Origin of the sequence: Ectothiorhodospira lacustris (genome assembly GCF_022227845.1) — a bacterium.
GTDB lineage: Bacteria > Pseudomonadota > Gammaproteobacteria > Ectothiorhodospirales > Ectothiorhodospiraceae > Ectothiorhodospira > Ectothiorhodospira lacustris.
In genome coordinates, this window is record NZ_JAJNQN010000004.1 from 187,319 (window position 1) to 193,642 (window position 6,324).

Consider the following 6,324-nt stretch of genomic DNA (forward strand, 5'->3'; position numbering starts at 1 on the left):
AACATTGGCCGTGATTGCCGAATCAACGCCCCATCCTGAAACGGAGATGACCATGGCCATGAGACGCCTCCCGCTGCCAGCTGCCTTGCTGCTGCTTACCCTGTCCGGGGTTTACGCTCAGGAGCCGCCCAGCGGCAGCACCCTTGCCGGTGCCGCCATGACCCCGCTACCGGCATTGGGTGGCGAACGTGTCTCCTCCGGTAGCGCCTTCAATCCGGATATCTCGGTCATCATCGATACCGTGTATTTGAACGAATTCAGCGGCCATGTGGGCACGCCGGCCGGGTTCGGGGGCGGCCACGATCATGGTCATGACCACGGCCATGATCACGATCATGGTCACGGCCTGGAGGAGGGCTTCAATTTCCGTTCCGCGGAACTCACCTTCACCGCCTCCGTGGATCATTACTTCGATGCCCTTCTCACCCTGCACCTGGATGAAGACCACGTGGAGGTGGAGGAAGCCTACATCACCACCCGCAACCTGCCCGCCGGACTGCAGATCAAGGCAGGCAAGTTTCTCTCGGACATCGGCTACATCAACGCCCAGCACACCCATGACTGGGCCTTCGTGGATCGCCCCCTGGTGAACGAATACCTTTTTGGGGATCACGGACTGCAGGAGAAGGGCGTCCAGCTCACCTGGACCCCGAAGACCGCTTTCTACAGCGTCTTCGGCCTGGAACTGCTCCAGGGCGAAACCACCGGGATCGCCTCCTATGAAGGGCATGGCGAAGGCAAGCCCTTCAGCGACAAGTCCGGTCCCCGGCTCATCACCGGCTTTGCCAAGCTGGCTCCGGATCTGGGCCACAACCATGCCGCCCAGTTCGGCCTTTCCTATGGCCATGCCCGCGCCTTCCAGTTGTCGGACTTCAACGATCACGGCGACCACAGCCACCGACTGAGCTGGGACGGCAACGCCTGGTTTGCCGGTGTGGACGCCGTCTACAAATACGATGCCGGCCGGTCATTCGGTCATGGTGACTGGGTGGTGCAGGGGGAGTATTACCGTCGGGAGATCGACGTGGATTTCCGGAATAATCAACGTCCCCCGGTATCCGACATCGCCCGTCAGGACGGCCTGTACGTGCAGACGGTGTACGGCATTGCCCCTCGCTGGCAGTTCGGTGTCCGGGCCGATGCCCTGGGCATGACCAACCGCAACACCCTGCAGTGGATGGGGCACGGACATCAGGGTTACGAGTCCTTCGGCACCTCCTACCGCTATGCCGCCAACCTGACCTTCCGTCCCACCGAGTTCTCCTTGCTGCGTGCCCAGGTGAACCGGACCGACTTCGCCGACGAAGACGATCATGATGAGGATGGCTGGGCCGTCATGCTGCAGTTCCAGGTTGCACTGGGCGTACACGGTGCCCACCGGTTCTAAAGGAGATCAGGACGATGCACAAATGGCTGGCAGGACTGTTACTGATGTGTCTGGCCGTCACGGCCCAGGCCTCTCTCCAGGTGGTGGCCACCACCTCGGCCATGGGCATGCTGGCGCAGACCGTGGGCGGTGACGCCGTCACGGTGCGGGTACTGGCATCGCCGGATCGGGACGCCCATTACCTGCAGGCCCGTCCCAGCATGATGGCGGCCCTGCGTGGCGCCGATCTGGTGGTGGCCGTGGGGGCAGATCTGGAAGTGGGCTGGTTGCCCGCGGCCATCCAGGGGGCCGCCAACCCGGCCCTGAACCCCGGCCGTCCGGGTTACTTCGAAGCCGCCGCCCAGGTGGCGTTGATCGATGTCGGCGGTCCGGCGGATCGGTCCCTGGGGGATGTCCATCCCGCCGGAAACCCCCATGTGAACATGGACCCGGTCCGCATGGCCGAGGTGGCCCATGCGCTGGCGGAGCGCCTGTCCCTGCTTGTGCCGGAGGATGCCGCCAGGTTCCGGGCCAACGCCGAGGCCTTTGCCGATAAGGTAGAGGCCCGACTGCCAGCGTGGCAGGCCCGGGTGAGCGGGGCGCCGGGGGTGGTCTTCTACCATAAGGATGCGGATTATCTGGCGTTGCGACTGGGGGTGCCGGTGCTGGGTTACGTCGAACCCGTGCCGGGCGTTCCGCCCACCGCCCGTCATCTGCGCGACCTGGTGCGTGACCTGACGGGCCGGGACGGTATCGTGATCCGGGCCGTTCACCATGCGGAGCGGGGGCCGCGCTTTGTGGCGCAGCAGCTGGACTGGCCCCTGCATGCCCTACCGCTGGACCCGCCCCTGGGCGCGGATGCCGAGGCCTATCTGGCGCTGATCGACCAGTGGGTGGAGGCCATGGCCGGGAATGCTCGGTGATGCAACCCCTGCTGGTCTGTGGCGGACTGATCGCCGGCTATGACAGGCCGGTGGTCGGTCCGGTCAGTTTCGACCTCTACGCCGGGGAAGTGGTGGGCCTGCTGGGCAGTAACGGGGCGGGTAAATCCACCTTGCTCAAGGCCCTCACCGGTCAGGCTCGGATCTTCGACGGTTGCCTGACCAGGGCACCGGGGCTGCGCATGGCCCATCATCGCCAGCAGCCCGTTCGCCCCCGGGAGTGTCCTCTCACCGGGGATGACCTGGTGCGCCTCACCGGGGCCGGTCGACGGACGCCTCCCGATGACGTGGCCCGGTTGCTGGACTGCCGCATGGATCAGCTCAGTGGCGGGCAGTTCCAGATCGTACAGATCTGGGCCTGTCTGGGCAGTCCGGCCGATCTGATCCTGCTGGATGAGCCGACCAACAACCTGGATCCGGAGGCCACCGCCGGCCTGATCCGACTGATTCGGGAGGGTCTGGGCGGGCGGACCTTGCTGGTGGTCAGTCATGAAGCCGACTTCATCCAGACCGTCTGTTCCCGTGTCGTGCCCGTGAGTCCGTGATGCTTGAACTGCTTCTGGATCCCTTGTTTCACCTGCCCTTCGTGACCGGTTTGTTGCTGGCACCGGTGGCGGCCATGGTGGGTGTCTATCTGCGGCTGCGGGATGAATGGCTGGCGGCCCTGGCCTATGCCCAACTGGCGGGGGCGGGTGGTGTGGTGGCTGTGGCACTGCACGCACCGGTCATACTGGGTGCCGTGGTGGCCGCCGGTGGGCTGGCCGTCATCAAGGGCCTGCTGACCCGTCCCGGCAACGACCACTATGTGATCTTCATCCTGGTGGGGTGGGGCGTGGCGCTGGTGGCCTCGGCCTTCAGCGCCCACGGCGACATGGTGGGCAAATCCTTGATGGATGGGCAGCTTTATTTCACCGGTCGTCCTCATCTGATGGCGGCCGTGGCCCTGATCGTGGCGGGAGTGCTGTGCCTGCCCTGGTTGTCCGGCTGTCTGCTCATGTCCCGTTTCTATCCGGATCATTTTTCGGCCAACGGCCTCTCGGCGCGGCCTCATCAGATCACGTTCGACCTGCTGGTGGTGGCCACCGTGGCCATCACCACCACCAGCTTCGGTGTCATGGCCGCCTTCGCCCTGCTGTTCGTGCCGGCCTGGATCGCATGGCGCCTTGCCCGTGGCTGGGTGTGGGTATTGTGGCTGGCGGCCGGGATTGCCGTGGCGGCCTATCTGCTGTCCTTCGTGCTGGCGGCGGCCCTGGACCAGCCCTTTGGCCCCGTGCTGGTGCTGGTACTGGCGGCCATAAGCCTGCTGAGGTGGTTATCCATGCCGGTGCCGGGGCGGCGCTGAAGGATGATGTTCAATGTTTTCCCAATTGTGCAGAGGCGAAATCGACGAGCTGTTGGTAGTGACGCTGCCGGATGATGTCCTGCACAATGTTGGCATCCAGATTCAGGTAGTCATGTACCAGAGCATTGCGCAGCCCGATCACCTTGCTCCAGGGCGTGCCGCTGGCGTCATGTCCAAGTGCCTGCAGTTTGGCAAAGGCCTGACGGGCGTCGCTGGGGACAGTCATGCCAAGAGACTTCAACCTCTGTTTGGCAATCCCTATGCAGGCCTCCGCCAATAGTTGCAGGTTGCGCTCTGCCGCACGATATATCAGGGGCGACAGGCCCTGCGGCGCCTGACTCAATGCGTGAAGCTGCTCAAGCTCTTCAGTCAGAGTGGCCAGATGCTCCCGCATGGCGCTCACGTACTCGATTTCCACAGTCAGGCTCCTGGGTGTCAGAGGTGGCAAATTTTCGCACATGGAACTGGTAATCAAGCTCCCACATTGAACTGATCCGGTTTTCTTCACGAGCCAGACGCAGGGGATCGTTGACCTGCAGAACCCTTCCTGTGCGAATAATCACCATGGCCAGCGGAATGGGTGCCTGATTGATATCGACAACCGAGAGCATGTCCTCCGCAAGGTCGAGCTGATTCCGCCACTGCTGGGCCAGTAACTCAGGCCTCAGGCGCCGCTCCAGGGGACGTTTTTCGGGTGTGCGGAAGGCAACCGCCAAGTCGTAGTCGCTTGTCTCGGTAGCGGTATTTTTCGCCCGGGAGCCATAAAGCCATAGCACGGCTATTTCCCTGTCGGCCGATGCCATTTCCGTCAAGCGTTCCAGTGTCGTTCTCACTCATATCCTCGTGGCCGGGTTCTGCGGCAGTGCTGTACGAGTGCAAAAGGCAGGTGTCCTTTCGCGATTGGTTTGAGAGCGTCACTCCTGCGAAAGCGGGAGTCCAGGACGGACACTCCAACCGCGACTGGATTCCCGCCTGCGCGGGAATGACGGCGGGAGGGTACCTTCGTTGTGAAGCGCCGTGGGCAAAAAGTGGGTGTCTTTAAAGTCCTCGAACGGCAGTTAGTGTAGCGCAGCCAGCGCGGCTTCCGGGGCCTTGTCCAGCACCTTGAGCAGCGATCTGGCCGCGCCCGTGGGACACCGCTTGCCCTGCTCCCAGTTGCGGATGCTCTCCAGGGGGACATCAATCCGTCTGGAGAATTCGGCTTGGCTTAATCCCAGACGTTTGCGAACACGGCGCACGAAGCGGGCCGTATCCTGCATGCTTGCCTCCTCATCAGCCGCCGCTTGCCTGGCAATATCGGCCTCGGTCGTGGCGTCCACCCGCGCCGGGTCAATGCGCCCGGAAACCAGCGATTCCGGACTCGCGGGATCAATCGTCATTCTGACTGTTTTCATACTGCCTGACCTCACGTTGGTTGGCTTTGCGAGCTGAGATGATACGGATGGCGTTGTTTCTTGGCGTGTAGACCACCACGAATACCCGCTGTTCGATCTTGCCCATCAGTTGATAACGATCTTCGCCATAGCTATGGCGAAGATTTTCATGAATCACGCGGTCTGGGTCGAAGAAGGCTCTGGCGGCGTAGCCGAAGTCGAAGCCTCGCTCGGCAAAACATGCATCGCTCTTGGATTGATTCCATTCGAAATTCATGCATCAAGTGTAGTTCAATGGCCTAGTCTCGGCAAACCAGACAACGATATACCAGACCACGGTGCAAAATCGTGGGTGTCCTTTTGCTTGCGCTCAGCGCGACACCACGTGATACCAGGGCGTGTCGGTGACGGATACCAGTTTTGAGCGAGGTCGGGTCATGGGGTGAGGGTCTCAGGGTGGGTGGGGGAGGTCGGCGGAAAGTGGGTGTCCTTTAAATTCGGGGCAAAAAGTGGGTGTCTTCAAAGTCCTTAAATCACCGCTTCCAATCCTTTGCGCTCGATCAGGTTCAACAGTTTGAGCGACGGCCCACTCGGCTTCTTGTCTCCAACTTCCCACTTCTGAACCGTGGAAAGGCTGGTGTTCAGCACAGCGGCAAAAACTGCCTGGCTGACGTGCGCCTGTTCACGCAGCGCCTTGATCTGCTGCGGCGATATTTCGTGCACATCGAGATTGCACAGCGCCTCGAACTCGCCCATGCGACGCTTGCTGATCAGACCTGCGCCATGAAGTCCACGTGCTGTCTCGTGCATCTCGTCCAGAATTCGGCTGTTACGCTTTGTCGTCGCCATCACATATCTCCACAATTTCACCGGCAGCCAGCGCAATAGCCAGTTGCCGATCATCAAAACCAAGCAGCTCCCTTGCCACCTCCTGGAGTACCCGCAGTTCGTCCTTGTCGATGTTGGATCGCTCGTTCTTGCTGAAGCCATAGAGGAAGAACCAGCGCCCCGCCATTTTCGTAGCCACGATGGTTCTGGCACCGCCACGCTTGCCCTGACCAGGCAGCGCGACGCGCTTCTTCACAACATCGCCACCCAGGTCAGCATCGACGAGCCCTTGGTGCATCTCCTCGACTGCGGCACACAGTGCTGCATCGGTTAGCCCGGCCTTTTTCATCGAGCGTGTGAAGGTGCGGGTTTTGAAGACTCGTCTCATTGCAAAACCATGCCACCAGGTGAAACAAATTTCCAGTAGAGCGAGATTTCTACAGAAACTGCGAGGGAGACAGGCCGGGACTCAAA

General features: G+C 61.7%; 10 protein-coding genes. 4 read left to right on the forward strand and 6 right to left on the reverse strand.

The window, feature by feature from the left end; all coding sequences use genetic code 11:
- The first annotated feature begins 58 nt into the window (after positions 1-58).
- Genes LQ956_RS05170 through LQ956_RS05185 form a run of 4 tightly spaced genes read left to right on the forward strand, consistent with a single transcriptional unit; the run spans position 59 to position 3,649 of the window.
- Positions 59-1,387: a zinc-regulated TonB-dependent outer membrane receptor gene (locus tag LQ956_RS05170; RefSeq protein WP_430733398.1), complete on the forward strand. Its 1,329-nt coding sequence runs from the start codon at positions 59-61 to the stop codon at positions 1,385-1,387.
- Positions 1,388-1,401: 14 nt separating this feature from the next.
- Entirely contained in the window at positions 1,402-2,289 is an 888-nt protein-coding gene (locus tag LQ956_RS05175) for a metal ABC transporter substrate-binding protein (protein WP_238629563.1), read from the forward strand.
- On the forward strand, positions 2,289-2,852 hold the full coding sequence (locus LQ956_RS05180) for an ATP-binding cassette domain-containing protein (protein WP_238623442.1): 564 nt from the start codon (positions 2,289-2,291) through the stop codon (positions 2,850-2,852). The genes LQ956_RS05175 and LQ956_RS05180 overlap by 1 nt, the downstream gene beginning before the upstream one ends.
- Positions 2,852-3,649 carry a metal ABC transporter permease gene (locus tag LQ956_RS05185; protein ID WP_238629562.1) on the forward strand — a complete coding sequence of 266 codons (798 nt, stop codon included), beginning with the start codon at positions 2,852-2,854 and terminating at the stop codon, positions 3,647-3,649. Before LQ956_RS05180 ends, LQ956_RS05185 begins: the two co-directional genes overlap by 1 nt.
- 10 nt (positions 3,650-3,659) lie before the next feature.
- Here LQ956_RS05185 and hepT read toward each other — a convergent pair whose 3' ends face one another.
- The 6 genes from hepT to LQ956_RS05215 form a co-directional block, all read right to left on the reverse strand.
- Complete coding sequence (gene hepT / locus LQ956_RS05190; protein WP_238629561.1) at positions 3,660-4,067, reverse strand: type VII toxin-antitoxin system HepT family RNase toxin; 408 nt, start codon at positions 4,065-4,067, stop codon at positions 3,660-3,662.
- Positions 4,015-4,482, reverse strand: a complete 468-nt coding sequence (mntA, locus tag LQ956_RS05195; RefSeq protein WP_238629560.1) for a type VII toxin-antitoxin system MntA family adenylyltransferase antitoxin — start codon at positions 4,480-4,482, stop codon at positions 4,015-4,017. Before mntA ends, hepT begins: the two co-directional genes overlap by 53 nt.
- Positions 4,483-4,707: 225 nt before the next feature.
- Positions 4,708-5,028: a helix-turn-helix domain-containing protein gene (locus LQ956_RS05200; protein WP_238617253.1), complete on the reverse strand. Its 321-nt coding sequence runs from the start codon at positions 5,026-5,028 to the stop codon at positions 4,708-4,710.
- A complete protein-coding gene (locus LQ956_RS05205; protein ID WP_238623445.1) occupies positions 5,018-5,299 on the reverse strand; it encodes a BrnT family toxin in 282 nt (93 codons plus the stop codon). Before LQ956_RS05205 ends, LQ956_RS05200 begins: the two co-directional genes overlap by 11 nt.
- 251 nt (positions 5,300-5,550) lie before the next feature.
- Positions 5,551-5,871 (reverse strand): helix-turn-helix domain-containing protein, encoded by a 321-nt coding sequence (locus LQ956_RS05210; protein WP_040405875.1) that lies wholly within the window; start codon positions 5,869-5,871, stop codon positions 5,551-5,553.
- A complete protein-coding gene (locus LQ956_RS05215; RefSeq protein WP_008932944.1) occupies positions 5,852-6,238 on the reverse strand; it encodes a type II toxin-antitoxin system RelE/ParE family toxin in 387 nt (128 codons plus the stop codon). The genes LQ956_RS05210 and LQ956_RS05215 overlap by 20 nt, the downstream gene beginning before the upstream one ends.
- Positions 6,239-6,324: the final 86 nt, after the last annotated feature.

Excerpts from the sequence above, each read along its gene's own strand:
- LQ956_RS05170 (WP_430733398.1), top strand. The coding sequence starts at position 59 with ATGAGACGCCTCCCGCTGCCAGCTGCCTTGCTGCTGCTTACCCTGTCC.
- LQ956_RS05175 (WP_238629563.1), top strand. The coding sequence starts at position 1,402 with ATGCACAAATGGCTGGCAGGACTGTTACTGATGTGTCTGGCCGTCACG.
- LQ956_RS05180 (WP_238623442.1), top strand. The coding sequence starts at position 2,289 with ATGCAACCCCTGCTGGTCTGTGGCGGACTGATCGCCGGCTATGACAGG.
- LQ956_RS05185 (WP_238629562.1), top strand. The coding sequence starts at position 2,852 with ATGCTTGAACTGCTTCTGGATCCCTTGTTTCACCTGCCCTTCGTGACC.
- LQ956_RS05200 (WP_238617253.1), bottom strand. The coding sequence starts at position 5,028 with ATGACGATTGATCCCGCGAGTCCGGAATCGCTGGTTTCCGGGCGCATT.
- LQ956_RS05205 (WP_238623445.1), bottom strand. The coding sequence starts at position 5,299 with ATGAATTTCGAATGGAATCAATCCAAGAGCGATGCATGTTTTGCCGAG.
- LQ956_RS05210 (WP_040405875.1), bottom strand. The coding sequence starts at position 5,871 with ATGGCGACGACAAAGCGTAACAGCCGAATTCTGGACGAGATGCACGAG.
- LQ956_RS05215 (WP_008932944.1), bottom strand. The coding sequence starts at position 6,238 with ATGAGACGAGTCTTCAAAACCCGCACCTTCACACGCTCGATGAAAAAG.